This window comes from Demequina sp. NBRC 110054, assembly GCF_002090115.1.
Lineage (GTDB): Bacteria > Actinomycetota > Actinomycetes > Actinomycetales > Demequinaceae > Demequina.
The window spans coordinates 427,594-452,781 of the sequence record NZ_BBRK01000006.1 but is presented as its reverse complement, the minus strand read 5'-3'; the positions used below and the strand labels follow the sequence as shown (position 1 = coordinate 452,781).

Sequence of the window (25,188 nt, the reverse complement as noted above, 5' to 3'; positions counted from 1 at the left end):
GCGTCGGCCCCGAAATGTGACCCACGCCACAGACAAAAGTGGCCCGAATGTGCGCTAAATAGGCGCTCGAGCGCCCTTTTTAGACCGATTTGCGCTGCTTCAGTGCCGCGAGCGACACCTCGCGCTCGGCCTTGTGGTCGACCATCGGCATCGGATACCCGGGCGTGTCGAGCTCGGGGATCCACCTCCGCCGGTAGCGCCGGTCGGGGTCGAACTTCTCCGCCTGGGTCTCGGGATTGAAGATCCGGAAGAAAGGGGAGGCGTCCCTGCCGGTGCCCGCGACCCACTGCCAGTTGAGCTGGTTCTGGGCGTGGTCGTAGTCGAGCAGAGCGCGCCTGAAGTGGTCGGCGCCCCGCTGCCACGGCACATGGAGGTCCTTCACCAGGAAGCTCGCGACGACCATGCGGACCCGGTTGTGCATCGTCCCCGTCGCGGCGAGCTGGCGCATCCCGGCGTCGACGAGCGGGAAGCCCGTCTCGCCCAGGCGCCACGCGCGGAAGGCATCGTTCGCATCACGTCCGGTGACCCACGCATCGTCCGGGAGCACCGGGGTGAGGGACTCCCTCTGGGCCGACGGATGATGGTGGAGGACGTCCGCGTGGAACTCCCGCCAGGCGACCTCGGACTCGAACACGCGCGCCGCATCGGACCTCACGGCGCCCGTGGCGGCGAGGATCGTGCGCGGGTGGAGCTGGCCGAAGGCGAGCGGCACCGACAGGTGCGACGTGGAGTCGAGGTCGGGGCGGTCGCGCTCGGCGGCGTAGCGAGCCAGATCGCCCTCGATGAAGGCTCGCAGGTCCTCAAGGATCTGCGACTCGCGGAACTCGTGGGTCTCCGACAGCGGGTCCTCGGCGTCGCCGTGCGCCGCCTGCTGGTCGAGGCTCATGTCGGAGGTGAGCGCGCGCATCGAAGACGCGTCCGCCGTAGGGGCGGGGGAGTGCCAGCCGTGGTCGCGCCACGCATGCGAGAAGGGCGTGAACACCTTGTACGGGGTCCCGTCGGACTTGGTGACGCGGCCGGGGGCGACGGCGTACGGGCTGCCGATCAGGTGCAGCTCGCGGCCGTCAGCCTCGAGCGCCGCGCGTACCTCCTCCTGCTCGCGCACCCCGGCGGGGCTGAACTCGCGTGCCGCATGGACGATGCGGGAGTCGGTCTCGCGGGCGGCCGCCAGGACGACGTCGGGGGCCGGGCCGCGCCGGACTCCGAGTGCTCCGTCGGTGTCCTGATCGAGGCTCCAGAGGACGCGTGCGAGGTGCGCGCGGCGCCGGCCCGACCAGAAGTGAAGCGCGGGGGTCCAGGCGAACACCGCGGCGGCGGGTCCGTCTGCCTGGGCCTCGAGGAGTGCGGGGTTGTCGGCCAGCCGAAGGTCGCGTCGTGCCCACCACAGAGTCATGCCTGTATCAAGGCGCCGGACCGGCCCAGAATTCCGCTTGGGAGCCCGTGGCATGGCGAAGGGCCCTCCGCACCTGGGTTCTCCAGGTCCGACGGGCCCTCCGTCGATGGCGCGACAGTGACGGCGCGCCTCGATGCCCTCGCCGTCCGGGGGTGGGGGACGGGGACAGGTGTGTGGTTACGCCGAGGCGGGCTCGGTCACGTGCGAGCCGATGAAGGCCGCGGCGGCCTCGGCGAAGCCCCGCAGGACGGCGGCCGTGGACTCGTCCTGGACGGAGCCGTCGGCGCCGAAGACCTCGGCGTTGAAGTGGAAGAAGGTCTCGGGCTGACCCATGGTCGGGGCGTTGAAGTGCGCGAGGATGTTGCGCAGGTGCTGCTGCGCCATCGCGGCGCCGCTCGCGCCCACCGATGCGCCCATGACTGCGGTGGGCTTGCCGTTGAAGGAGGCCTTGCCCCACGGGCGGGCGGACCAGTCGAGCGCGTTCTTGAGGGCGCCCGGGATCGAGCGCGAGTACTCGGGGGTGACGATGATGATCCCGTCGGCCGACTCGATCGAGTTCTTCCACGCTGTCGCCTCGGCCGGCCACTCCGCCTCGAGCTCGTAGTTGTAGAAGGGCAGCGCCGAGAAGTCGAGGAACTCGACCTCGAAGCCCTCGGGCAGGTAGGTGGCCATGGCCTTGGCGACCTTCCGGTTGATGGACGCGCTCGCGGTCGAGCCGACGATGATTCCGATGCGGGGCATGACGAGGTCTCCTCTGGAAAGAGTGAAGGGGTGGGCGCGGCGTCCGCGCCGCTGCCATCTACAACTTGGATGACAATTCAACTATTCCAAGAGGTTGGCGATACAAGCAAATCGAATGTCTTACAGGTGTTGAGAAAGGTGTCTCACCTGGCCGGATGCGCGGCTCCCGGAACGGCGACGACGCCCGTCGCCGGGCTCACGGGCCCGATCGACTGGCGCACCGGGACACCCACGGGCGGGCTCATCGGTGCGGTCGACTCCTGCGTCGGGATGCCGGACATCGGGCTGATCGGGGACGGGCCCGCGCCGCCGCTCAGGATGCCGTGCCGCGCCTCGGCGGCGCGGATCTCGTGCAGAGCGTGACCCACCGCTGCGCCGAGGAGCTCCTGGACCTTCCCGAACAGCACGGGGTCGGTGCACTGGCCGCCGTCCTCGAGCGCGAACTCGGAGATCTCGAGGCTGCGCTCGGGCTGACCCAGCAGCGTCGCCCCGGCGTCCACGAGGACGGTGCGCAGGTGCTGCAGTGCCGCGAACGTCGCCTGACCCTCGGCGGCCGCACCCGCGATCGCCACCGGCTTGCCCGCGAGCTGGCCGGTGTCGGAGTCGGCGCCGGCCCAGTCGAGGGCGTTCTTGAGCACCCCAGGGATCGAGCGGGTGTGCGTGGGTGCGACGATGATGAGCGCGTCGAGCGAGGCCACCGTGCGCTGCCATTCGAGGCCCGCGGCGGGGGTCGGCACATCGGTGTACGGGGTGTGGCCGGGCAACGCGGTGTAGAGCAGCTCGGTGAGCTGGTGCCCCTGTGGCATCAGGCGGTGGATCAGCGCCGCGAGCCGTCGAGTGGTGCGAGCCTCGGGGAGGGGGCCGATCATCAGTCCGAAATGAGCCATGGGTCATGCCTTTCAGTCAGGCACGACCGTCATCGCGCGAGGTTCCATCCGCCCTGCTGAGGGGCACAACCTGGCAAGGTCCTTCTCTATTCCGCAAGCGTCCAAGAATTTCTGGGGCCGCGGCGCGGGCCTCGGCTCGGCCTTCTGGCTTCGCCTCGCGGGGCCTACAGGTTCCTGTCCGCCCAGACGTCGGCGGCGTCCCGCAGCAGCTCGGCGGCGCCTGGCGCGACCTCGTCGTAGTTGCGGCGGAAGCGCTCGTCGTCGACGTACATCTGCGTGAGGCCCTTGTACGTCTCCAGGGTCGGGGTCCAGAACAGCGAGACCCACGCGTAGTGCTTCGCGACGATCTCCTGCACCTCGGGGCTGTCTGGCGCGAAGCCGACCCGGATCGCGGCTCCGAGCGCCTCGACCACCTCGCGGTGCGTGTCGAGGTGGCGCTGCTGGCCGTCCTTGCCGAGAGCCTCCCACTTCGCGTTGGAGCGGTCGACGGCGTCGTCGCCCCAGCGCTCGCGGGCCTCGGGCTCGTATTTCTTGTGGGCGAAGCCGTCGAACAGCTGGTCGTCGGTCATGGGTCTGCCTCTCTCGAGAGAGTCGATGGTGCGCGCCACCGTCGAGGCGAGGCGTGCGTAGCGGTCGCGCTCGGCGGTGAGGGCGCCGAGGTGGTCGCGCAGGAGCGCGACCGTGGTCGTGGGATCGTCGGCGTCGACGATCTGGCCGATGCGGTCGAGGCTCGTGCCGAGCTCGCGCAGGGTGAGGATGTGCTGCAGGCGCAGCAGCTCCTCGCGGCCGTAGTGGCGGCGGCCGTCGGATCCCGTCCAGGCGGGGGAGAGCAGGCCTGTCGCGTCGTAGTGGCGCAGGGTGCGGCTCGTCACCCCGCTCATGCGGGCGACCTGCGCGGTGTCCCAGGTGGTGTCCGTCGTCGTCATGATGACCAGCGTAGAAGTTGACGCCACGTCAAGCGCAACCCGTGTTTCTGCGCGTGCGCGAGAACACGCATCGTCCCGGTCCTAGACTCAGCCTCATGACAGAGACGCCGGACATCAAGCCCCGTTCCCGCCAGGTGACCGATGGCCTCGAGGCGACTGCCTCGCGCGGCATGCTTCGTGCCGTGGGCCTCGGCGACGACGACTTCGCGAAGCCCCAGATCGGCATCGCCAGTTCGTGGAACGAGATCACCCCCTGCAACCTGTCCCTCCAGCGCCTCGCGCAGGGCTCGAAGGAGGGTGTGCACGCCGCCGGCGGCTACCCGCTCGAGTTCGGCACGATCTCCGTCTCCGACGGCATCTCGATGGGCCACGAGGGCATGCACTACTCGCTCGTGTCGCGCGACCTCATCGCCGACTCGGTCGAGACCGTGATGCTCGCCGAGCGTCTCGACGGCTCCGTGCTGCTCGCGGGCTGCGACAAGTCGCTGCCCGGCATGCTCATGGCCGCCGCGCGCCTCGACCTCGCCTCGGTGTTCCTGTACGCGGGCTCGATCATGCCGGGCCACGTCACGCTGTCCGACGGCACGAGCAAGGACGTCACGATCATCGACGCGTTCGAGGCCGTCGGCGCGTGCTCCGCTGGCCTCATGTCCGAGGAGGACCGCCTCGCGATCGAGAAGGCGATCTGCCCCGGCGAGGGCGCGTGCGGCGGCATGTACACCGCCAACACGATGGCCTCCGTCGGCGAGGCGCTGGGCATGTCGGTGCCTGGCTCCGCCTCCCCGCCCAGCCCCGACCGCCGCCGCGACTACTACGCGCACAAGTCGGGCGAGGCCGTCGTGAACATGCTCAAGAAGGGCATCACGGCGCGCGACATCATGACGAAGGAGGCGTTCGAGAACGCGATCGCCGTCGTCATGGCCTTCGGCGGCTCGACCAACGCGGTGCTGCACCTCCTCGCGATCGCGAACGAGGCCGAGGTCGACCTCACGCTCGACGACTTCGCGCGGATCGCGGCCGACGTCCCGCACCTGGGCGACCTCAAGCCGTTCGGCCAGTTCGTGATGAACGACGTCGACCGCGTGGGCGGCGTGCCCGCGGTCATGAACACGCTGCTCGAGGCGGGCCTCATGCACGGCGACGTCATGACCGTCACCGGCAAGACGCTCGCGGAGAACATGGCCGAGCTCAAGCCGGCCACGATCGACGGCCGCGTGGTCCGTGCGCTCAACAACCCGATCCACAAGTCGGGCGGCATCACGATCCTCAAGGGCTCGCTCGCCCCCGAGGGCGCCGTCGTGAAGTCCGCGGGCTTCGACGACTCGGTGTTCGAGGCCACGGCGCGTGTCTTCGACCGCGAGCGCGCGGCGCTCGACGCGCTCGAGGCCGGCGAGATCAAGAAGGGCGACTGCGTCGTCATCCGCTACGAGGGCCCCAAGGGCGGACCCGGCATGCGCGAGATGCTCGCCATCACCGCGGCAATCAAGGGTGCGGGCCTGGGCAAGGACGTGCTGCTCGTGACCGACGGTCGCTTCTCGGGCGGCACGACCGGCCTGTGCGTCGGCCACATGGCCCCCGAGGCCGTTGACGGCGGCCCCATCGCGTTCGTCAAGGACGGAGACAAGATCACCCTCAACGTCGCGGACGGCTCGCTCGAGCTGCACGTCACCGAGGAGGAGATGGAGGCCCGCAAGGTGGGCTGGGAGCCCATCGCGCCGCGCTTCACCAAGGGCGTGCTCGGCCGCTACCAGAAGCTGGTGCAGTCGGCTTCCAAGGGCGCGATCCTCGCCTGATCCGCACGCGGTTTCGAGGGCCCCGGGAGCATGCTCCCGGGGCCCTCGGCGGTCTTCGGGATCCCACCCCAACCGATCCCGCGTCTGCCCCGTTCTAAGGGTGAGACCTGCGCCGGGCGGGTGTGGTCGGAGCCTCCGACACCAAGTCGTGACCGGTTCGTGACCAGGGGGACACCCGGCCGGCGCGGGTGCTCGATACGGTTCACGAGACCGGCCGTCGACGGGGGTTGACGGCCTGAGTTGCGAGGGGTGAGAGCGCAGTGGTGAAGATTCGAGGGGCGAGGTGGACCTGGTGAGCGGCGAGGGCGGGGAAGGGCCCGGCGACGGCGCCGGCACCGCGCCGGTGGCTCCTCGCTCCGAGACTCGCTGGTGGAGCGCCCTCCGCCGACCCGTCGCGTGGGGCTCGGCCATCGGCGTCCTCGTCCTGGTGGTCGGCGTCAGCCTCACCGCTGGTGCGTTGATGTCGGACGGAGACGACGACGCTGCGCCAGCCGCCTCTGCGACGGCGTCCGCCACCGCGTCGAGCGCCGCCGAGACAACGACCGCGCCGATCAGTGCCGCTGACGCCTCGGATGCGCCCGTCGAGGACGCGGTTCCCGAGGTCACCGTCTCGGCGTCTCCATCGGCTTCCGCCGCGCCGTCGCCCTCGGCGACGCCCGAGTCCGATCCGGCCCGCACGCTCGATGCTCCCGAGCAGGTCGACGTGTTCGCGGACGTCGAGCTCTCCTCGCTCGCGAAGTGCACCTATCCGTCGACCGACGACGACACGCTCGCTGACATCAACTTCAATGTGTCAGCTGATCGCGGGGACTCGACCCCGGGCGAGGGCACAGACGAGATCTCGTGGGTGAGCGACCTGAAGAAGGTGAAGCCCTCGGAACTGGATTCGCTCGAGTGGGCGCCCGACGGTCAGCACGCGGTGGCGATGCTTCAGCGCAACGGCGCGCAGGTGTGGTTGATCGATGCCGACGGCTCCGCGACGAACATCTCAAAGGACTACTCGCCCGAGACCCTCAGCCCCGTGCGTTGGTCGCACGAGGGTGATCAGCTCGCCTACGTGAGCAAGAACGACGACGGCGACCACGACCTCGTGGTCTACGACCTGCGCGACGGCTCGTCGACAGTGGTGGCGACGGCGAATCGGATCAACGGCTACGACTTCGAGCCGGGCGGGCTCGCGATCGCCTACGGCGGCACATTCACGTCGTCTCGCTACCGGATGGTGTGGAGCTACTACACCAACGTCTACCTCGTCGACCTGGTCGACGGCACCGAAGAGTCGGTGCTGTCGCACGTGGGCTTCCCCTCGTTCGCGCCCGACGGCAGCGGGCTCGTCGTGTTCGGCGACGCTGACCGGGACGGGCTCCAAGGCGCCACGCTCATCAAGAGGGCCTCGGGCTATGAGGGCGCCTACACGGCGGGCTGGGTGAACGTCGGGCCCGAGGCCGAGTACTCCGGCTTCCTGCTGAGCGCATGGGACCGCCACACCGCCGTGTGGTCACCGGACGGCGACCACTTCGCGATCGTCACCGTGGGAGGGGACCACCGCAACGACACCGCGGTCGTCATCGCGGACGCCAGTGGCACGGTGATCGCGCGGTCTGATGCAGACACGACCCGGCGCCCGGTCTGGACCGCCGACTCCACGACGCTCGGCTTCGGCTCGGGAAGCTCCGTGTATGCAATCGCCGTCGAGTCCGGTGACGCTTCGAAGGTCCGCATCGATGGGCTCAGCGGCTCGGTGAAGGTCGCCGGCAACCGTTTCATCGTCCGCGCGGCCGCGTGCGACACGACCGACGTCCAGTCGCTCGTGGTGTCGAAGGACCTCACGGCGGCAGCGCCGCTGTCGCTCGACGGCGACTGGTTCGACGCGGGAGTCCCGTACGCGAGCCCCGACGGCAAGATCCTGAGGCTGCTGATCGCGCCTGGCAGCTCCGGCACGGGGCTGTACCTGATGCAGTAGTCGGGACCTGATGCAGTAGTCGAGGAGTGATGCCCCAACCGACGGGCGCCAGCGGGCGTTCCTCATACGAGGCGTTGCTCGTGACGAGGGGCGCGCGAGGGTCGATTGACTGTGCGGGCAGGCCGCGAGGTTGAGGAGGGGTGGCGGATGGACGAGCAGGCGTGGCGTGACGCTGGCGACGGAGAAGTTGTCGACGTGTCCGCACCGGCCAGCAGGCGCTGGTGGGAGGCGTTCCGCAAGCCGACGGTATGGGTGCCCAGCGCCGCGATCGCGGCCGCGCTGATCGGGCTGATCGTCGTGGCGCAGGTCGCGGGGCCCGCGCAGAGCGTCGCCGCCGCGCCGTCCGACTCCGCATCGCCCTCGTCCTCCGGTTCGTCGTCCGCCGCGGCCACGGTGGCCGCTTCCGCCGAGGCGTCGGAGTCGCCCTCCGCGTCGCCTGCGGCCTCCGCGTCACCAGCGGCAACCGACTCGCCCGCGACATCAGCGAGCGTGGCTGCGGTCGCCGACGAGGAGCAGCGCTATGCCTCCTATGCCAACCCGTTCGACGATGGCGAGAGCGCGCGGTCGTTCGAGATCTCTGAGGCATACGACACCGCGCTGTCCCCTGACGACGACTACGTGCTCATCGTCGGGGCGATCGACCACCACTTCGCCGAGATTCACCTGATCGACATCGAGTCGGGCGAGGACAACGGCCCGGACCTGACGGCGACCGGGATCCCCGCTGGCGCGTGGGTGCCCGGGCACGACCACCGTGCTCTGCTCGCGGTGCCGAACGGCGAGGACTCCTTCGCGCTCGCGCTGGTGGACGCCGCCACCGGGCAGTCTCGCGATATCGCCGAGATCGCTGCTGCGTCGGTCTCGAGCGTCTACGTCTCCCCGGATGGGGCGACGGCCGCGATCAACGTACCGGGAACGGTCGTCCTGCTCGACCTCGAGGACGGTGCGACGTGGGAGGTCGACGACTCGGAGGCGGTGGGATTCTCGCCCGACGGCTCCGCGCTGTTCATGTGGTCGCCCGAGGGCGACTCGAGCCGACTCGTGCGGTACGTCGTGAGCAGCGGCGACAGCGTCGCGACGGATATGCCCGCCTCCGCGGCCCTGTCGGGTGCTGAGCTGCACTTCAGCGCCGACGGCTCGCGTGCGGTGTTCGCGATCGAGACGGGAAAGCACGCGCGCGGCATCGCCGTGATCGACGCCGACGGCACCGGCTACCGGATGCTCGCGGCGGCCCAGCAGCGCGTGCGATCCCTCGCGTGGGTGGACGACGACACGGTCATGGCCGTCAAGGGTCCTTCCTACGGCCAGAAGACCCTGATCCTCGTCGATGTGGATGCCGCCAAGGTGACGTGGAAGCTCAGCGGGGATGCGCTGAGCTCGGAGGGCGATCTGCAATTCGCGACCGCGTTGCCTGATGGATCGGGTGCCTTGATGACCTTCAACGCCTACGGCCCCCACTACGGCTTCAGTGCGAGCTGGGAAGAGGATCCGGGCGACGTGACCGACATCTACTTCTCGAGCGAATTCGGGGGGACGCCGATGTCGGCTCCCCTCTGGACCTCGGATGGATCGCGCCTGCTGTGGTTCGACCTCGGCGGCAGGAACGAGTCCGAGAAGCTGGTCGTCTTCACCGTCGGCGACTAGACGCGGAGCACCCCCGACCGCGACGAAGGCCCCCGCGAGAGAGAATCGCGGGGGCCTTCGCGCGGCCGTGTCGCAGGACGTTGCTGGCTGGGAGGAGCGGACGCGCATGGCGCCGGCGTCCGCTCCGCCAAGGGGCGTCAGACGCCCACGGGTTCCTTCGCGTCGACGCCGGCCGCGGCGAGCTGCTCGGGCCGCGCGCCGGGGATGGTCTCGACGACCTGCTTGTAGGCCTCGGTGTCGTCGTAGATCTCGACCTTGAGCGGGTTCTTGCGGCCCTTGACCATCTTGGTGATCTGGAGGACGGCGAGCGCGACGTTCGCGGCGAGCGCTAGCGCGGACACGGTGAACAGTGCGACCGGGTCGTGCGACGACTCGACCGCGAACTGGGAGTCCCCGACGAAGGCCGGCACCGCCATCGTGAACATCATCCAGAACGCGAGGGTGTGCGCACGGTGCTGGAGCCATGCGCCCTTGCGGATGAAGAAGGCCGGGATCGTACAGCTGATGAGCAGCGCGGCGCCTGCGTAGAACGAGTGGTCGCCCACGCAGTTGTAGACGTACGCGAAGTTCCAGATGTCGTACGCGATGATCCAGGGCCAGATCATGTCCGGGTAGATCATGTCCGTGAGCTTGTCCTTGGAGATGTAGATCCCCATCCAGCCGGTGATCGCGAGCAGGTTGATGAGGCCCGCGACGCCGTTCATGTAGTTCCACGACCCGGACAGCATGTAGACGCCGTCGACCATGCCGTCGGCGCCCATCGCGCCGACCTGGAAGTCACGGATGCACGCCTCGAGGATGTTGAGCGCGAGGATCCCCGCGGGGAATATCAGCGCGTACTTGTTTCTAGCCAGGCGCGGGATGTACCGGATCGCGAGGAATCCCAGGCAGCCTGCCAGCGCCGAGTAGACCTTGACCCAGTGGAACCACGTGCCCGTGGACGAGCCCTCGCCCGCGGTGTGCGGCCACACGAAGATGGTGAGCACCACGGGGACGGCGATGAAGAAGAACATGCCGGCCCAGGGCCCGCGGCGGGACAGCTCGTTGAGGCCGATGAGGGCCCCGAGCACCACGAACCACATGACCCCCTGGGCCAGCGTGATCGATTCGAACAGGAACATTGCTCTCTCCTTGAAAGCCGGGGACTCAGGAGTCCCCTTGTAGTGCCCGGGCGGGGCCCCGGGTGGTGGCGGGCGCGAGACGCAGGGTCTGACGCACGATGTCGGCGAGCACGTCGTCGCCGATGGCTGGGTTGGTGCGCATGAGGCCGATGATCCCGTGGAGGAGCATCGCGAACGTCTCGCGCACGTGGGTGATCTCGATCGTGTGGCGGGCGGCGTAGGCCGGGATCGTCGTCTCCTCGAGCACGTCGAGCAGCGCGGTGATCGACTGGTCGAGGTAGCGCACGTACAGACCGGCGTCGTCGAAGCGGGGGAGCGGGTGCGCGGTGCGAGCCTCGCCGTCGATCCGGTGGGGCATGTTGCGGCGGAAGAGCTGGACGTAGCTGCTGACCGCGCCGTCGATGTCGCCGGGGGTGCGGGCCGCGTCCCACGCGCGCAGCTCGTCGGCGAAGTCCTGGACGCACGCGTCGAGCACCTGGTCCACAAGCAGGTCCATCGACCTGGCGTAGTGATAGACGAGGCTGCGCGCGACGCCGACCTCGTTCGCGATGTGCTGGAAGGTCGTGGCTCGGACCCCCTGGCGAGCGAACATGAGCCGTGCGGCCGCGACGATCTCCTCGCGGCGCTCGTCCGGCGCCTTCACCGTGCGGGATCGTCTCTGTTCCATGGCTCGACCGTAGACCTCATTGACAATGTGTCAATTGGGTCCGAGGTCCCGATTTTGAGCGGACGATGCGGAAGTGGGCTTCGCGCGCATCGCTTCCCCGTCCCGTTCCCGACACTTTGAACCAATCTCGCTGGCCGCCCCTCGGCGTGTCGCCGTTGGGGCCTGTTTCGCGCGGCGTGTCGATCTGAGAGTGGTTCGGACTGTCTAGCGGCGGGCGAGCAGCCGAACTGCGCTACCGGTGAGTGCAGATCTGCACGCGGCTGGTGCTCCTGAGGCGGGTGGTGTGGCAGGGGATTCCCTGTGCTCTCACCTGTCTCGCGTGTCACAGATGCGTGCAGATCTGCACGGATCTCGCCGAGTCGGCGGCGAGGGCCGGGACCGCGCACAGGTGCTTCCCATGCACTGGGCACGGATTCGACGGCGACACCCCGGCGACGCGCCGGTGTCGGCCCGCGACGCGCTGGGGTGTCGCACGGGAATCCGTGCGGACTGCATGGGAGGGGAGAGGGACGATGCAGTACTACGGTGGACGTGAACCACCAGGAGGAGGAGTCGATGGGCGCGATGCGGGTCAGTCCGAAGTTCGTGCTCACCTGCATCGGCGTGGGCCTGCTCGCGGGCCTGCTGTCCGGGCTCTTCGGCGTGGGCGGCGGCATCGTCATCGTCCCGCTGCTCTCGCTCATCCTCGGCTTCGACCACCGCCTCGCCGCGGGCACCTCGCTCGCCGCGATCGTGCCCACGGCGGCGGTCGGCGTGATCACCTACGCGACCCACGGCAGCGTGGCCTGGGTCGCGGCCCTCGTCATCGCGCTCGGCGCCGTGGTGGGAGCGCAGGCCGGCTCGTGGCTGCTGCATCGCCTGCCGCTGGACGCGCTGCGCTGGGGCTTCATCGGGTTCCTCGGCTTCGTCGTCGCGATGCTCTTCGTGGTCGTGCCGTCGCGCGACGCGGGCCTCGAGCTCACGTGGTGGTCGGTCCCCGGCCTGATCCTCGTCGGCCTGCTCACGGGGGTGCTCTCTGGCGTCCTCGGCGTCGGGGGAGGGATCATCGTCGTGCCCGCCCTGATGCTGCTGTTCGGCACGAGCGACCTGCTCGCCCGCGGCACGTCGCTGCTGATGATGATCCCCACCGCGGCCTCCGGGACGATCGGCAACCTCAGGCGCGGCAATGTGAACATCCCTGCGGCGCTCATCGTCGGGGCCTCCGCCTGCCTCACCGCCACGCTCGGCGCGAATGCCGCGAAGCTCATGGGGCCGGTGGCCTCCAACGCGCTGTTCGCGATCTTCGTGGTCACCGTCGCGGCGAACATGGCCATCGGCATGCTCCGCAAGAGGCGCGGCCAGGGCTGACGAGTCGCGCTCGGAACCTACCAAGCCGTCTCACTATGTAAAACGGTGAACCAACATATGAGATTCTTGCCCGATTCGGCGAGACAAGTGTCGCCGCGGGCGTACGGTGGAGCCATGCAGGCGATCGTCGTAGTACTTATCGGGCGCGCGGACCTCTAGTCCACGACCCGGCATCGTCCGCGCGCATCCTCCCCGAAGCCTTCCGGCGTAGGGGATTTTTCATGCGGGGCGGACATCGACCGCCCTCGGTTCACAGAAGAGCAGGAGAGAAGATGGCACAGGTGAAGGCGAAGCCCACCGCACCGCCGACCTCACCGCGTCCCGCCCAGTCGGACGGCGCGACCACGGCGGCTCCCGTCGGCGCCCTTCCGACGCCCCAGGCGGCACCGGACCCCGCGCTCAACGGTCGCGAGATGACCGGCGCCGAGGCGATCATCCGCTCGCTCGAGTGCGCGGGCGCGACCGACGTCTTCGGTCTCCCGGGCGGCGCGATCCTGCCGACGTACGACCCGCTGATGGACTCGACCAAGCTCCGTCACATCCTGGTGCGTCACGAGCAGGGCTCGGGCCACGCGGCCCAGGGCTACGCGCATGCCACCGGCAAGGTCGGCGTCTGCATCGCCACCTCGGGCCCGGGCGCGACGAACCTTGTCACCGCGATCGCCGACGCGAACATGGACTCGATCCCCATGGTCGCGATCACCGGCCAGGTGGGAGCCGCGCTCATCGGCACGGACGCGTTCCAGGAGGCCGACATCGTCGGCATCACGTCCCCGATCACCAAGCACAACGTGCTGATCAAGGACCCCGCCGAGATCCCCAAGGCGATCGCCGAGGCCTTCTACATCGCGAGCCACGGCCGTCCCGGACCCGTGCTCGTCGACGTCGCCAAGTCCGCCCAGCAGGCGATGACCGAGTTCCAGTGGCCCGAGCGCATCGACCTGCCGGGCTTCAACTCGGGCGCGCGCCCGCATGCCAAGACCGTCCAGGAGGCCGCGCGCCTGCTGGCCACGGCGCGTCGTCCCGTCCTGTATGTGGGTGGCGGCGTCATCCGGTCGGGCGCGTCTGAGGGGCTGCGCAAGCTCACGGACCTGTCCGGCGCGGCCGTCGTCACGACGCTCATGGCCCGCGGCGCCCTGCCCGACTCGCACCCGCAGAACCTCGGCATGCCCGGCATGCACGGCACGGTGGCCGCAGTGGCAGCGCTCCAGAAGGCGGACCTCATCGTCGCGCTCGGTGCGCGCTTCGACGACCGTGTCACCGGCAAGCTGTCGAGCTTCGCGCCGCACGCGACGATCGTGCACGCGGACATCGACCCCGCGGAGATCGGCAAGAACCGCGCCGTGGACGTGCCGATCGTGGGCGACCTCAAGGACGTCTTCAGCGAGCTGGTCCCCGCGCTCGCGACCGAGCACGAGCGTCACGGCAAGCCGGACCTCGAGGCCTGGTGGCACCAGCTGGATGACTGGCGCACGACCTACGCGCTCGGCTACCAGAAGACCGCGGACGGCCTGTCCAACCCCCAGTACGTGATCCAGCGCCTGGGCGAGATCAACGACCCCGACAGCACGATCTACACGTCGGGCGTGGGGCAGCACCAGATGTGGGCCAGCCAGTTCATCAAGTACGAGCACCCGAACACGTGGATCAACTCGGGCGGCCTCGGCACGATGGGCTTCTCGGTCCCGGCCGCGATGGGCGCCCAGGTGGGCGTGCCGGACAAGCAGGTGTGGGCGATCGACGGCGACGGCTGTTTCCAGATGACCAACCAGGAGCTCGTCACCTGCGCGATCAACGAGATCCCGATCAAGGTCGCGATCGTGAACAACTCGAGCCTCGGCATGGTGCGCCAGTGGCAGACGCTGTTCTACGAGTCCCGCTACTCGAACACCGACCTGCACACGGGCCACGGCACGATCCGCGTGCCCGACTTCGTGAAGCTCGCCGAGGCGATGGGCTGCGTCGGCCTGCGCTGCGAGTCCGACGCGGACGTGGACGCCACGATCAAGCGGGCCAACGAGATCAACGACCAGCCCGTGGTCGTCGACTTCACCGTGTCGCGCGACGCGATGGTGTGGCCGATGGTCGCCGCAGGCGTCAGCAACGACGAGATCCAGTACGCGCGGGGCGTCGCCCCCGCGTGGGAGCGCGAGGAGAACGCATGACCACCCACACCCTCTCGGTCCTGGTCGAGAACAAGCCCGGCGTGCTCGCGCGCGTCGCGGGGCTGTTCAGCCGCCGGGCGTTCAACATCCACTCGCTCGCGGTGGGCCAGACGGAGCACCCCGAGATCTCCCGCATCACCGTCGTGGTGGACGTGGACGAGCTCCCGCTCGAGCAGGTCACGAAGCAGCTCAACAAGCTCGTGCACGTGCTCAAGATCGTCGAGCTCGAGCGCGACCGCTCGGTGCAGCGCGACCTGTACCTGATCAAGGTCAGGGCCGACGCGCGTCAGCGCGCCGACGTGCTGCAGATCGTCGACCTGTTCCGCGCCCACGTCGTCGACGTGGCGCCCGACTCCGTCGTCATCGAGGCGGTGGGCACGCGCGAGAAGCTCGAGGCGCTGCTCGCGGCCCTGTCCCCGCACGACGTCCGCGAGATCGTCCAGTCGGGCACCGTGGCCATCGGCCGCGGCTCGCGTTCCATCACCGAGCGCGCGCTCGAGCGCGTCCCGGCCTCCGCCTGATTTCCATTCGTCACGACCCAACCCCGAAGAAGGAGCAAGAACCGCATGGCTGAGATGTTCTACGACAAGGACGCTGACCTGTCGATCGTCCAGGGCAAGAAGGTGGCCATCGTCGGCTACGGCTCGCAGGGCCACGCCCACGCCCAGAACCTCCGCGACTCCGGCGTCGACGTCCGCGTCGCGCTGCGCGAGGGCTCCAAGTCCGTCGCGAAGGCCGAGAACGACGGCTTCACCGTGATGAACGTCGCCGACGCCTCCGCGTGGGCCGACCTCATCATGATCCTCGCGCCCGACCAGCACCAGCGCGGCATCTACAACGACGAGATCAAGCCGAACCTCGCGGCGGGCAAGACCATCGCCTTCGCACACGGCTTCAACATCCGCTTCGGCCTCATCGAGGCGCCCGAGGGCGTCGACGTCATCCTCATCGCCCCGAAGGCCCCGGGCCACACCGTGCGCCGCGAGTTTGTCGCGGGCCGCGGCATCCCGGACATCATCGCCGTCGAGGTCGACGCGTCCGGCTCCGCCTGGGCCACCGCGCTGTCCTACGCGAAGGGCATCGGCGGCACCCGCGCTGGCGTCATCAAGACCACCTTCACCGAGGAGACCGAGACCGACCTGTTCGGCGAGCAGGCCGTCCTCTGCGGTGGCATGTCGCACCTGGTCCAGACGGGCTTCGAGGTCCTCACCGAGGCCGGCTACCAGCCCGAGATCGCGTACTTCGAGGTGCTGCACGAGATGAAGCTGATCGTCGACCTCATGTGGGAGGGCGGCATCGCCAAGCAGCGCTGGTCGATCTCCGACACCGCCGAGTACGGCGACTACGTCTCCGGCCCGCGCGTCATCACCCCCGAGACGAAGGCAGCCATGCAGGGCATCCTCGCCGACATCCAGTCCGGTGCGTTCGCCGAGCGCTTCATCGCCGACCAGGACGCCGGCGCGCCGGAGTTCAAGGAGCTGCGCGAGAAGGAGGAGTCGCACCCGATCGAGAAGACCGGCAAGGAGCTCCGCGCCCTGTTCTCGTGGTCCAACGCGAAGGTCGACTCGGACTACGTCGACGGCTCGGCCGCCCGATGAGCCTGCTGGACAACCCCCGCGTCGGCCCTGCCGACGCGGGGACCGTCTACAAGCTCGCGGTTGTCGCGGGCGATGGCATCGGGCCCGAGGTCGTGAAGGAGGGGCTCAAGTGCCTCGCCGCCGCGATCGAGGGTCAGGGCATCGCGTTCGACACGACCGAGTTCGACCTGGGCGCGAACCGGTGGCACGCCACCGGCGAGACCCTGACGGACACCGACCTCGAGGCGATCAAGGCCAACGACGTGATCCTGCTGGGCGCGATCGGCGACCCGACGGTCCCGTCGGGCGTGCTCGAGCGCGGCGTGCTGCTGCCGCTCAGGTTCGCCCTGGACCAGTACGTGAACCTCCGCCCGTCGCGCCTGTACCCGGGCGAGGTCTCGCCGCTGGCCAACCCCGGCGACATCGACTTCATCGTGGTGCGCGAGGGGACCGAGGGCCCGTACGTCGGCAACGGTGGCGCGTTGCGCGTCGGCACGCCGCATGAGATCGCGACCGAGGTGTCGGTCAACACGCGTCACGGCGTGGAGCGCGTGGTCCGCTACGCGTTCGACGTCGCGTCCAAGCGCGATCGCAAGCACGTGACGCTCGTGCACAAGCACAACGTGCTCGTGCACGCGGGTCACCTGTGGCGCCGCTCGGTCGAGGCCGTGGCCGCCGAGTTCCCGACCGTCACGTGGGACTACCTGCACGTGGACGCCGCGACCATCAAGCTGGTCACGGACCCCGCGTCGTTCGACGTGATCGTCACGGACAACCTGTTCGGCGACATCCTGACCGACGAGGCCGCCGCCATCTCCGGCGGCATCGGCCTCGCCGCGTCGGGCAACGTCAACCCGGACAAGACGGCTCCGTCGATGTTCGAGCCGGTCCACGGCTCGGCGCCCGACATCGCGGGCCAGGGCAAGGCCGACCCGTCGGCCACCGTCCTCTCGGTCGGCATGCTGCTCGACTTCCTCGGCTACTCCGAGCTCGCGGCGAAGGTCGAGGCGGCCGTCGCCTCGGACGCCGCGGCCAAGGGCGACGCGGTGCGCAGCACCTCCGAGGTCGGCGACGCCCTCGCCGCACGCATCCGCGGCTAGCACCACCCTTCGCCCACGGCAGGTCACCGACCGTCGCGGGTGGCGATCCGGGACACCCGGAACGCACGCCGTCGGTGGCGGGGCTCACGAGGCCCCGCCGCCGACGACCCTCCGGCCCACGCGCCCCGCCAGGTGCCAATTGAGGCACCACCGTGTGACCTCCCGGCAATGTGCCGCCGGTAGATTCAGTCCCAGATCCCACGAGAGACCCGCGCATCCGCGCGTGGGCCCTCCGAGGACGACCAGCCCCAAAAGAACCTAAGGAAGGACCTCACGATGACCACCACCGCATCGACCGCGGAGGCCTTCCGCGTCGTCCCGAACCCGAACCCGGCCTCGGACGAGCGCCGCGCAGAGGTCCTTTCCGACCTCAAGTTCGGCGTCAACTTCTCGGATCACATGGCCCGCATCTCGTGGAATGCCGAGGACGGCTGGAACGACCGTCGCGTCGAGGCTTATGGCCCGCTGCCCCTGGACCCCGCCGCGTCCGTGCTGCACTACGCGGGTGAGATCTTCGAGGGGCTCAAGGCATACCCCTGGGCGGACGGCACGATCCGCACGTTCCGCCCCGAGGAGAACGCGAAGCGCTTCCAGCGTTCCGCGCGCCGTATGGCGCTGCCGGAGCTGCCGGTCGAGGACTTCCTCGCGTCGATCCGCGCGTACGTCCAGACCGACAGGGCGTGGGTCCCGACCGCTCCCGACTCTTCGCTGTACCTGCGCCCGTTCCTCATCGCGACCGACGTGTTCCTCGGTCTGCGCCAGCCGAAGGCCGCGGAGTACCTGGTCATCGGCTCGCCCTCCGGCCCGTACTTCGCCGGCGGCGTGAAGCCCGTGAGCATCTGGGTCGAGCAGGACTACCACCGCGCCGGCCCCGGCGGCACGGGCGCCGCGAAGTGCGGCGGCAACTACGCGGCGTCGCTGCTGCCTCAGATGGAGGCCTACGCCCGCGGCTACGACCAGGTCCTGTACATGGACGCCAAGTCCGACAAGGTCCTCGAGGAGCTCGGCGGCATGAACGTGTTCGTCGTCCTCAAGGACGGCACCGTCGTGACGCCCGTGCTCACGGGCAACATCCTCGAGGGCGTGACCCGGTCCTCGATCATCCAGCTGCTGAGCGACGACGACCTCAAGGTCGTCGAGCGCCCCATCACGATCGACGAGCTCCGCGAGGGCGTCGCGTCGGGCGACGTCGCCGAGGTGTTCGCGTGCGGCACGGCCGCGGTCGTCACGCCCGTTGGCAAGATGGGCTCCACGGACTTCGAGCAGCAGGTCGGCGACGGCCAGCCCGGCCCGGTCACCATGAAGGTGCGCCAGACGCTGACCGACATCCAGTACGGCCGCGCCGAGGACACGTACGGCTGGATGGAGATCCTCGCCTAAGGGACATGGACGATGCCGGGGTCGCCCGGTTGTCAGGCCCGCCCGACGCTCCCCTCACGGGGGCGTCCGGCGGGCCTTTCCGCTTGCCCGAGCGGGGTTTCCTGCACACGTGACTATCGCATCGTCCCTGGAAAGGAAGGTGACGGGGGACCTATGTCCCCTCGCGGGCCCATCCCCGGGTCCACCATGAGAGCAGGTCCCCGCCCGGAAGCGTGCCGTCGCGGGAGCGGCCACGGCCGGGTCCGGTGATCCCGCACAGGATCCTCAAAGGAGCGGACCCTTGCTCACCTTCTCTGCGACCGCCGTATCCACCTCCGACACGGGGCTGACCGTCAAGGCCAGGGACTTCGAGTTCCTCATCGACGAGCCCGCCGCGCTGGGCGGAGGCGACCTCGGCCCCAACCCCGTCGAGTACGAGCTCGCCTCGCTGCTCGGCTGCCTCAACGTCGTCGTCCATCTCGTGGCCAAGGAGCGCGGCGTGACGCTGTCCTCGTTCTCGGCCACCGCGACCGGGTCGCTCGACCCCGCGCGCTTCATGGGCACGTCGATGCAGGCCCGCGCCGGCTTCCAGGGCATCGGCGTGACGATCGAGGTGACGGGCGACGCGGATGATGAGGAGCTCGCGCAGATCGCGCGCATCGCGGAGGACCGCTGCCCCGTGTCCGACAACCTCGCGCACGGCACGCCCGTGTCGATCAGCATCGTCAAGCAGGTCGCCGTGGAGGTCTGACCTCCGCCCTCGGGACCACGAGAGGTCCGCTCGGTGCCGCCGCCAGGGCCGCCGGGCGGATCTCTCGCACGTTCGGGGTGGGCGCGGCCTGCGGTCCTGGAACGACGCCGATCTTCATCGAATCTTCATGGTTCCTGCGCCGAGCCTGCGAGGTCGCCCCGACACGATGACGTGGTCGGGGTCACTGGGGCTCCGCGGAAGGAGTGAGCGACATGGGCGTCTGGGCGCACGGATACGGGATGGGCTACGGATACGGCACGGGACTCGAGTGGCTGTGGATGCTGTTCCTGGTCGTCGGACTGGCCGCGCTGGTCTACGTCGCGGTGCGGCTCGCGACGCGCGACAAGGACGGCAAGAGGAGCGAGGGTGCGGGTGCCGCTGACGCCGCCGCGGTCGCGCCGACGTCGGCGCGGCAGATCCTCGAGGACCGCCTCGCGCGCGGCGAGATCGACCCGGAGGAGTTCCGCGAGCGTGTGAACGCGCTCGAAGGGGCGTGATTCCAGCAACAATGGGGAGATGGACGGTGGGTCGATGAGTGCGGCGCAGCCGGGAGGCGCGGCGCGGTCCGACAGGGTCGTGGCGCCGCGCGCGCTCGTGGTCGAGGACGAGCCCGCGCTCGCGACCCTCGTCGCCGGCTATCTCGAGAAGGACGGCTTCGAGGTCGAGGTCGCGCACGACGGGGAGAGCGCGCTGGTCAGGGCGCGCGAGCTCGATCCCGACGCCGTGGTGCTCGACCTCGGCCTGCCGGGGATCGACGGGATCGAGGTGTGCCGCCAGCTGCGGACCTTCTCCGACTGCTACGTCGTGATGCTCACGGCGCGGGTCGAGGAGGTCGACAAGCTCGTCGGCCTGTCGGTCGGCGCCGACGACTACGTCACCAAGCCCTTCAGCCCGCGCGAGCTCGTCGCGCGCCTGCGCGCGATGCTGCGCAGGCCGCGCGTCGGCGCGCGGCCGGCGGAGCCCGAGGCCTCGGAGGCGCTGAGGGTGGGCGACCTCGAGGTCGACGTGCCCGCGCGCGAGGCGAGGCTCGCCGGAGAGGTGGTCCCGCTCACGCGCACCGAGTTCGACGTGCTCGCGGCGCTCGCCGAGCGGCCCACGATGGTGATGACCAGGACGATGCTGCTCGAGGTGGTCTGGGGCGGCGACTGGGTCGGGGACGAGCACCTGGTCGACGTCCACATCCGCCACCTGCGGCTCAAGCTCGGAGACTCGGCCGAGCTGCAGCGCTACGTGCGCACGGTGCGGGGCGTCGGCTACCGGATCGGCGCGGGGGAGTGAGCGCCGTGGACTGGCTGCGCGCGCGGGGGCTCGCGACCCGCATGATGCTGTCGTTCTCCCTGCTCATCGCCGTGATCGGCGTGACGGTGTGGCTCGTCGCGAGGCTCATCGGACCCGCCGACTTCTCGCGCCGGATGATGGGCGGCGGGCGCGGCGACATGATGGGCCGCGCGGGCGACACCCAGGCCCAGGAGCTCGACGAGGTCTTCCGCGAGGCGAGCGGCACCGCGCTCGCGGTCGCGCTGCTCATCGCCGCGGTGCTCGCCGTCGTGCTGAGCCTCCTGCTTGCCCGGCGCGTGGCGAGGTCGCTCGGCAAGCTCCAGGACGCCGCGCATCGGGTCTCGGACGGCGACTACGCGTCGCGCGTGGACGCACCCGGGATGGGCCGCGAGTTCGACGAGCTCGCCGAGTCCTTCAACCGGATGTCGGCGCGGCTCGAGGAGAGCGAGCAGCTGCGGCAGCGGATGATCGGCGACGTCGCGCACGAGCTGCGCACCCCGATCGCGACGCTCACCGGCTACCTGGAGGCGCTCGAGGACGGCGTCGCGGAGCTCACCCCGGAGACGGTCGCGATGCTGCGGGCCCAGGGTGCACGGCTCACGCGGCTGTCCGAGGACCTGTCGGCGGCCTCGCGCGCGGAGGGCAGCGCGGCCCGGCTCGAGCGGGAACGCCGCGACCCCGTGGATCTGCTGCGGCTCGCGCAGGCGGCCGCGCGCGAGCGCGCGGCCGAGGCCGGCGTCGCGCTCGAGGTCTCGGCAGCCGAGGGGCTCCCTGCGGTGGACATCGACCCGGAGCGGATCGCGCAGGTGCTCGGCAACCTCGTGGACAACGCGCTGCGCCACACCCCGGCGGGCGGGACCGTGACGCTTGGCGCGCGCCGGGACGATGCGGGCGTCGCCCTCGTCGTCGCCGACACGGGTGTCGGGATCGCTCCCGAGCACCTGCCGCACGTGTTCGAGCGGTTCTATCGCGCCGACACTGCGCGCGACCGCGCGAGCGGGGGCTCGGGCGTCGGGCTGTCGATCGTCGCTGCGCTCGTCGCGGCACACGGCGGTTCGGTGCGCGCCGACAGCGGGGGAGTGGGCCGCGGAGCGACGTTCACGGTGACGCTGCCGGCCACGCCGGTCTGACCGCACGGCTGCCGGGCCGCCCGGTCGCCCCCGCATCGTCCCCGCCCTGGCGCAATTGCGTCGTCTCCGAGTGAACGACAGGTGTCTCGCCGCGCGCGTCGGCGCTGGTACGAGCATGATGGGAGAAGCGGAGACTCGCATCGGAAGGAGACTGTCGTGGCCATCGCGGATCTGGTTCTCACCAGCCCTGACATCCCGAACGGAGGCAGGATCGACGACAGGTTCGCCGGCGAGGTCGGGGCGGAGACGCCTCGGATGGTCGTCATCGGCGTGCCGACCGACGCGATCGAGCTCGCGATCATCTGCCACGACCCCGACGCCCCCATGCCGCACGGCTTCACGCACTGGACCCTGTACGGACTGCCGGCGATCGACGGCGAGGTCATCGAGGACGTCGGCCGACCCGGGCTGAACGACGACGACAGCTTCGGCTACGTCGGCCCGTTCCCGCCCTACGGCCATGGCACGCATCACTACTTCTTCTGGGTCTACGCGCTGTCCCGCCAGGTGGTGGGGGAGCCGTCGCGCGACGAGTTCCTGCGCGACTACGCCGATGCGGTGGTCGAGCAGGCGCGGATCGTCGCGACCTACTCACGGTAGGCGCGGGAGCCTGCGCGGCACGGTCCGGCTGGAGCCGCGCGCCGAGGCCAGGGCAGGCAAGGGGCCGCTCTCGGGCACGTGCCCGCGACCTCGCGCGTTGAGCGGGTGAGGAGGCTTCGCGATATGTCGAAATTTCACGACTCACCTAGGACCTACGGTTCCGTAACTTACGGCGCCGTAGGTTAGCATTCTCACATGCAGAACATGATGACGTCCCCGAGCCTCGTCAACGTCGACGACTCACTGAACCTCGCCGCGCTGCTGCGCGAGCGCGCGACCGCGAATCCCTCCGCGCCGTTCGCCGAGACCAAGGACGAGTCGGGCGCCTGGTCGCCCGTGTCCATCGGCGAGTTCGAGCGCCGCGTGCGCGCCGTCGCCAAGGGCCTCATGGCCGCGGGCGTGGGCGCGGGGGACCGCGTCGGCATCATGGGCGACACGAGCCTCGAGTGGTCGGTCATGGACTTCGCGGTCCTGACCGCGGGCGGCGTCAACGTGCCGATCTACCCCTCGTCCTCGGCCAAGCAGTGCGAGTGGATCGTGGACGATGCGGGCATCGCCTTCGTGGCCGCGCAGGGCGCGGATCAGCGCGCGATGCTCGAGGGCCTCGAGGAGCCGCCCACCGCCCTCGCCCTCACCCCCGAGGGCCTCGATGCCCTCGCATCGTCCGGGGAGCACGTGACCGACGCGGAGCTGGAGGCGCGGACCACCGACGTGGTCCTCGACGACCTCGCGAGCATCATCTACACGTCCGGAACCACGGGCCGTCCCAAGGGTGCGATGCTCACGCATGGCAACCTCGTGGTCCACTGCGCGAACATCGAGAAGGACCCCGACTTCGGCGCCTTCGTCCAGGGAGAGACGCGCGTGCTGCTGTTCCTGCCGCTCGCGCACGTGTTCGCGCGCCTCGCGATGGTCCTCGCGATGCAGTCGGGCGCGGTCATCGGCTACACCCCGAACCACAAGACGCTCGCGGCCGACCTCGCGTCCTTCAAGCCGACCTGGATGCCGCTCGTGCCGCGCGTGCTCGAGACGATCTACAACCGCGCCGACGCCGCCCAGACCGGCCTCAAGAAGAAGATCTTCCGCTGGTCCGCGTGGGTCGCTCGCAAGGTGTCGATGGCGCAGGAGACCGGCGGCCACGGCATCGTCCTCAAGGCGCAGTACGCGATCGCGAACGCCCTGGTGCTCAAGAAGATCCGCCACCTCATGGGCGGCCAGCTCGGCTACGTCCTCGCGGGCGGCGCGAAGCTCACCCCGCAGATCGGCCACTTCTTCCGCGGCCTCGGCGTCACGGTGATGCAGGGCTACGGCCTCACCGAGACCACCGCCGCGCACATGGGCACCCCCGCGACGAACCAGATCATGGGCACCGTGGGCCACCCGATCGCCGGCTGCGACATCATGGTCGACGACGACGGCGAGATCCTCGCGCGCGGCATCAACGTGTTCAAGGGCTACTGGAACGCGCCCGATGCGACGGCCGCGGTCATGCACGACGGCTGGTTCTCCACGGGTGACCTGGGCGAGATCCACGACGGCGCGCTCACGATCACGGGCCGCAAGAAGGAGATCCTGGTCCTGTCCTCGGGCAAGAACATCCAGCCCGCGGTGCTCGAGGACTCGATCCGCTCGCACCCCGCGATCCAGGACTCGGTCGTCATCGGCGACGGACGCCACTTCGTCTCCGCGGTCGTCGCGCTCGACCCGGTGCTGCTGCCTGCATGGCTCAAGTCGCACGAGCTGCCCGACATGACCCTCGAGGAGGCCTCGGTCCACGAGCGCGTCCGCGAGCTCATCGGCCGCGCGATCGCCAACGCGAACGAGCACGTCTCGCGCGCCGAGGCGATCCGCGAGTTCCGCATCCTGCCGCGCGAGTTCACGGAGGCCCGCGAGGAGCTCACCGCGTCCCTCAAGGTGCGCCGCGCGAACGTGATCGAGCACTTCTCCGACGTGATCGAGGCGATCTACACGGGAACCAAGCCCGCGCAGGCCTAGGCCTCTTTCCAGGGACGATGCGCGACGGTCCTTCCGTCTCGCGTCACCAGGGCTCGCCCGGCGCTCAGCGCCTGCCGGCCTCCGGGAGGATCGGGGCGGCCGTCGTCATCGCGACGAGCGCGTCGGTCGACTCGCCCCACAGGCAGCCGAGCAGCTCGCGCGCGTCGTCGTCCGTGGCGGCGATGTCGGGCAGGCGCATCGCCATGCCCGTGTTGATGAGCATCCCGGTCGCGAGGAAATGGCTCGCGGTCTCGGGGCCGAGCCCCGCCTCGTCGCGCGCGATGCGATAGATCTCCAGGTAGCGCTCGCGGATGAGGGGTCCGACGCGCGGGTCGTGCCCGAGCGTGAATGCGTGCATCATCGTGAGTAGCGTGCCGCGGTCGGCGATGAGCTGCACATAGGACACCCCGAGCGCCTCGAGCCGCTCGTGGACGGTCTCCTCGCCGGTGAAGCCCGCGATCGCGCCCCGGAATGTGTCGATCACGCGCTCGCACGCGCGCTCGGTCGCCGCGATGAAGAGCTCCTGCTTCGAGCCGAACATCCTCACGACGTAGGCCTGGGAGACCCCGGCGAGCTTGGCGATCGCGTCCGTGGTGCCTCCCGCGAAGCCGCGCTCCCCGAACACGTCGGAGGCGGCGGCGAGGATCTGCTCGCGGCGATCCTCCGAGGTAAGGCGCTCATTCGTCGTCGACATGTTGACATGTTATCAGCCGATTACTACGTTGGGCCACGTCGGTTATCAGCCGATTAC

At 69.8% G+C, this 25,188-nt stretch carries 22 protein-coding genes; 15 read left to right on the top strand and 7 right to left on the bottom strand.

Annotated features, from left to right (window positions below; all coding sequences use genetic code 11):
* Nucleotides 1-79 precede the first annotated feature (79 nt).
* From B7K23_RS14725 to B7K23_RS14710, 4 genes are all read right to left on the bottom strand, one after another.
* Nucleotides 80-1,393: a deoxyribodipyrimidine photo-lyase gene (locus tag B7K23_RS14725; protein WP_084127434.1), complete on the bottom strand. Its 1,314-nt coding sequence runs from the start codon at nucleotides 1,391-1,393 to the stop codon at nucleotides 80-82.
* Between the two features lie 177 nt (nucleotides 1,394-1,570).
* Nucleotides 1,571-2,134, bottom strand: a complete 564-nt coding sequence (locus B7K23_RS14720) for an NADPH-dependent FMN reductase (RefSeq protein WP_084127433.1) — start codon at nucleotides 2,132-2,134, stop codon at nucleotides 1,571-1,573.
* A gap of 143 nt (nucleotides 2,135-2,277) precedes the next feature.
* A complete protein-coding gene (locus B7K23_RS14715; RefSeq protein WP_084127432.1) occupies nucleotides 2,278-3,021 on the bottom strand; it encodes an NADPH-dependent FMN reductase in 744 nt (247 codons plus the stop codon).
* A gap of 164 nt (nucleotides 3,022-3,185) precedes the next feature.
* Nucleotides 3,186-3,947, bottom strand: a complete 762-nt coding sequence (locus tag B7K23_RS14710; protein WP_084127431.1) for a MerR family transcriptional regulator — start codon at nucleotides 3,945-3,947, stop codon at nucleotides 3,186-3,188.
* Between the two features lie 95 nt (nucleotides 3,948-4,042).
* Here B7K23_RS14710 and ilvD point away from each other — a divergent pair, with 95 nt between their 5' ends.
* From ilvD to B7K23_RS14695, 3 genes are all read left to right on the top strand, one after another.
* On the top strand, nucleotides 4,043-5,740 hold the full coding sequence (gene ilvD, locus B7K23_RS14705) for a dihydroxy-acid dehydratase (protein WP_084127430.1): 1,698 nt from the start codon (nucleotides 4,043-4,045) through the stop codon (nucleotides 5,738-5,740).
* 292 nt (nucleotides 5,741-6,032) lie between these two features.
* On the top strand, nucleotides 6,033-7,703 hold the full coding sequence (locus tag B7K23_RS14700) for a hypothetical protein (protein ID WP_143338325.1): 1,671 nt from the start codon (nucleotides 6,033-6,035) through the stop codon (nucleotides 7,701-7,703).
* Between the two features lie 147 nt (nucleotides 7,704-7,850).
* Complete coding sequence (locus B7K23_RS14695; protein WP_084127428.1) at nucleotides 7,851-9,347, top strand: hypothetical protein; 1,497 nt, start codon at nucleotides 7,851-7,853, stop codon at nucleotides 9,345-9,347.
* 137 nt (nucleotides 9,348-9,484) lie between these two features.
* On the opposite strand, the gene B7K23_RS14690 is transcribed toward B7K23_RS14695, so the two are convergent.
* On the bottom strand, nucleotides 9,485-10,468 hold the full coding sequence (locus B7K23_RS14690; protein WP_084127427.1) for a DUF5692 family protein: 984 nt from the start codon (nucleotides 10,466-10,468) through the stop codon (nucleotides 9,485-9,487).
* A gap of 25 nt (nucleotides 10,469-10,493) precedes the next feature.
* Nucleotides 10,494-11,135, bottom strand: coding sequence for a TetR/AcrR family transcriptional regulator (locus B7K23_RS14685; RefSeq protein WP_084127426.1), 642 nt, complete (start codon nucleotides 11,133-11,135; stop codon nucleotides 10,494-10,496).
* 555 nt (nucleotides 11,136-11,690) lie between these two features.
* Between B7K23_RS14685 and B7K23_RS14680 the strand changes: the two genes are divergently transcribed.
* From B7K23_RS14680 to B7K23_RS14625, 12 genes are all read left to right on the top strand, one after another.
* Nucleotides 11,691-12,482 carry a sulfite exporter TauE/SafE family protein gene (locus tag B7K23_RS14680; protein ID WP_084127584.1) on the top strand — a complete coding sequence of 264 codons (792 nt, stop codon included), beginning with the start codon at nucleotides 11,691-11,693 and terminating at the stop codon, nucleotides 12,480-12,482.
* A 272-nt stretch (nucleotides 12,483-12,754) separates the two neighbouring features.
* Complete coding sequence (locus B7K23_RS14675) at nucleotides 12,755-14,647, top strand: acetolactate synthase large subunit (protein ID WP_084127425.1); 1,893 nt, start codon at nucleotides 12,755-12,757, stop codon at nucleotides 14,645-14,647.
* Nucleotides 14,644-15,168, top strand: a complete 525-nt coding sequence (gene ilvN / locus B7K23_RS14670) for an acetolactate synthase small subunit (RefSeq protein ID WP_084127424.1) — start codon at nucleotides 14,644-14,646, stop codon at nucleotides 15,166-15,168. The genes B7K23_RS14675 and ilvN overlap by 4 nt, the downstream gene beginning before the upstream one ends.
* A 45-nt stretch (nucleotides 15,169-15,213) precedes the next feature.
* A complete protein-coding gene (ilvC, locus tag B7K23_RS14665) occupies nucleotides 15,214-16,245 on the top strand; it encodes a ketol-acid reductoisomerase (protein WP_084127423.1) in 1,032 nt (343 codons plus the stop codon).
* The gene (locus B7K23_RS14660; protein ID WP_084127422.1) at nucleotides 16,242-17,324 is read left to right on the top strand and encodes a 3-isopropylmalate dehydrogenase; all 1,083 of its coding nucleotides are present in this window, start codon (nucleotides 16,242-16,244) and stop codon (nucleotides 17,322-17,324) included. Before ilvC ends, B7K23_RS14660 begins: the two co-directional genes overlap by 4 nt.
* A 276-nt stretch (nucleotides 17,325-17,600) precedes the next feature.
* Nucleotides 17,601-18,704, top strand: a complete 1,104-nt coding sequence (locus B7K23_RS14655) for a branched-chain amino acid aminotransferase (protein ID WP_084127421.1) — start codon at nucleotides 17,601-17,603, stop codon at nucleotides 18,702-18,704.
* 280 nt (nucleotides 18,705-18,984) lie between these two features.
* Nucleotides 18,985-19,434 (top strand): OsmC family protein, encoded by a 450-nt coding sequence (locus B7K23_RS14650; protein WP_084127420.1) that lies wholly within the window; start codon nucleotides 18,985-18,987, stop codon nucleotides 19,432-19,434.
* A 212-nt stretch (nucleotides 19,435-19,646) separates the two neighbouring features.
* Nucleotides 19,647-19,931 carry an SHOCT domain-containing protein gene (locus B7K23_RS14645; protein WP_200809860.1) on the top strand — a complete coding sequence of 95 codons (285 nt, stop codon included), beginning with the start codon at nucleotides 19,647-19,649 and terminating at the stop codon, nucleotides 19,929-19,931.
* A gap of 34 nt (nucleotides 19,932-19,965) precedes the next feature.
* The gene (locus B7K23_RS14640; RefSeq protein WP_143338342.1) at nucleotides 19,966-20,712 is read left to right on the top strand and encodes a response regulator transcription factor; all 747 of its coding nucleotides are present in this window, start codon (nucleotides 19,966-19,968) and stop codon (nucleotides 20,710-20,712) included.
* A 5-nt stretch (nucleotides 20,713-20,717) separates the two neighbouring features.
* Entirely contained in the window at nucleotides 20,718-21,842 is a 1,125-nt protein-coding gene (locus B7K23_RS14635; protein ID WP_307176253.1) for a cell wall metabolism sensor histidine kinase WalK, read from the top strand.
* Between the two features lie 156 nt (nucleotides 21,843-21,998).
* Nucleotides 21,999-22,442, top strand: a complete 444-nt coding sequence (locus tag B7K23_RS14630; RefSeq protein WP_234996558.1) for a YbhB/YbcL family Raf kinase inhibitor-like protein — start codon at nucleotides 21,999-22,001, stop codon at nucleotides 22,440-22,442.
* A gap of 195 nt (nucleotides 22,443-22,637) precedes the next feature.
* Nucleotides 22,638-24,437, top strand: a complete 1,800-nt coding sequence (locus B7K23_RS14625) for a long-chain fatty acid--CoA ligase (RefSeq protein WP_084127418.1) — start codon at nucleotides 22,638-22,640, stop codon at nucleotides 24,435-24,437.
* Between the two features lie 64 nt (nucleotides 24,438-24,501).
* Here the strand turns inward: B7K23_RS14625 and B7K23_RS14620 are convergent, their stop codons facing one another.
* Nucleotides 24,502-25,131 carry a TetR/AcrR family transcriptional regulator gene (locus B7K23_RS14620; RefSeq protein WP_084127417.1) on the bottom strand — a complete coding sequence of 210 codons (630 nt, stop codon included), beginning with the start codon at nucleotides 25,129-25,131 and terminating at the stop codon, nucleotides 24,502-24,504.
* Between the last annotated feature and the right edge of the window lie 57 nt (nucleotides 25,132-25,188).

Excerpts from the sequence above, each read along its gene's own strand:
- B7K23_RS14725 (WP_084127434.1), bottom strand. The coding sequence starts at position 1,393 with ATGACTCTGTGGTGGGCACGACGCGACCTTCGGCTGGCCGACAACCCC.
- B7K23_RS14720 (WP_084127433.1), bottom strand. The coding sequence starts at position 2,134 with ATGCCCCGCATCGGAATCATCGTCGGCTCGACCGCGAGCGCGTCCATC.
- B7K23_RS14715 (WP_084127432.1), bottom strand. The coding sequence starts at position 3,021 with ATGGCTCATTTCGGACTGATGATCGGCCCCCTCCCCGAGGCTCGCACC.
- B7K23_RS14710 (WP_084127431.1), bottom strand. The coding sequence starts at position 3,947 with ATGACGACGACGGACACCACCTGGGACACCGCGCAGGTCGCCCGCATG.
- ilvD (WP_084127430.1), top strand. The coding sequence starts at position 4,043 with ATGACAGAGACGCCGGACATCAAGCCCCGTTCCCGCCAGGTGACCGAT.
- B7K23_RS14695 (WP_084127428.1), top strand. The coding sequence starts at position 7,851 with ATGGACGAGCAGGCGTGGCGTGACGCTGGCGACGGAGAAGTTGTCGAC.
- B7K23_RS14690 (WP_084127427.1), bottom strand. The coding sequence starts at position 10,468 with ATGTTCCTGTTCGAATCGATCACGCTGGCCCAGGGGGTCATGTGGTTC.
- B7K23_RS14685 (WP_084127426.1), bottom strand. The coding sequence starts at position 11,135 with ATGGAACAGAGACGATCCCGCACGGTGAAGGCGCCGGACGAGCGCCGC.
- B7K23_RS14680 (WP_084127584.1), top strand. The coding sequence starts at position 11,691 with ATGGGCGCGATGCGGGTCAGTCCGAAGTTCGTGCTCACCTGCATCGGC.
- B7K23_RS14675 (WP_084127425.1), top strand. The coding sequence starts at position 12,755 with ATGGCACAGGTGAAGGCGAAGCCCACCGCACCGCCGACCTCACCGCGT.
- ilvN (WP_084127424.1), top strand. The coding sequence starts at position 14,644 with ATGACCACCCACACCCTCTCGGTCCTGGTCGAGAACAAGCCCGGCGTG.
- ilvC (WP_084127423.1), top strand. The coding sequence starts at position 15,214 with ATGGCTGAGATGTTCTACGACAAGGACGCTGACCTGTCGATCGTCCAG.
- B7K23_RS14660 (WP_084127422.1), top strand. The coding sequence starts at position 16,242 with ATGAGCCTGCTGGACAACCCCCGCGTCGGCCCTGCCGACGCGGGGACC.
- B7K23_RS14655 (WP_084127421.1), top strand. The coding sequence starts at position 17,601 with ATGACCACCACCGCATCGACCGCGGAGGCCTTCCGCGTCGTCCCGAAC.
- B7K23_RS14645 (WP_200809860.1), top strand. The coding sequence starts at position 19,647 with ATGGGCGTCTGGGCGCACGGATACGGGATGGGCTACGGATACGGCACG.
- B7K23_RS14640 (WP_143338342.1), top strand. The coding sequence starts at position 19,966 with ATGAGTGCGGCGCAGCCGGGAGGCGCGGCGCGGTCCGACAGGGTCGTG.
- B7K23_RS14625 (WP_084127418.1), top strand. The coding sequence starts at position 22,638 with ATGCAGAACATGATGACGTCCCCGAGCCTCGTCAACGTCGACGACTCA.
- B7K23_RS14620 (WP_084127417.1), bottom strand. The coding sequence starts at position 25,131 with ATGTCGACGACGAATGAGCGCCTTACCTCGGAGGATCGCCGCGAGCAG.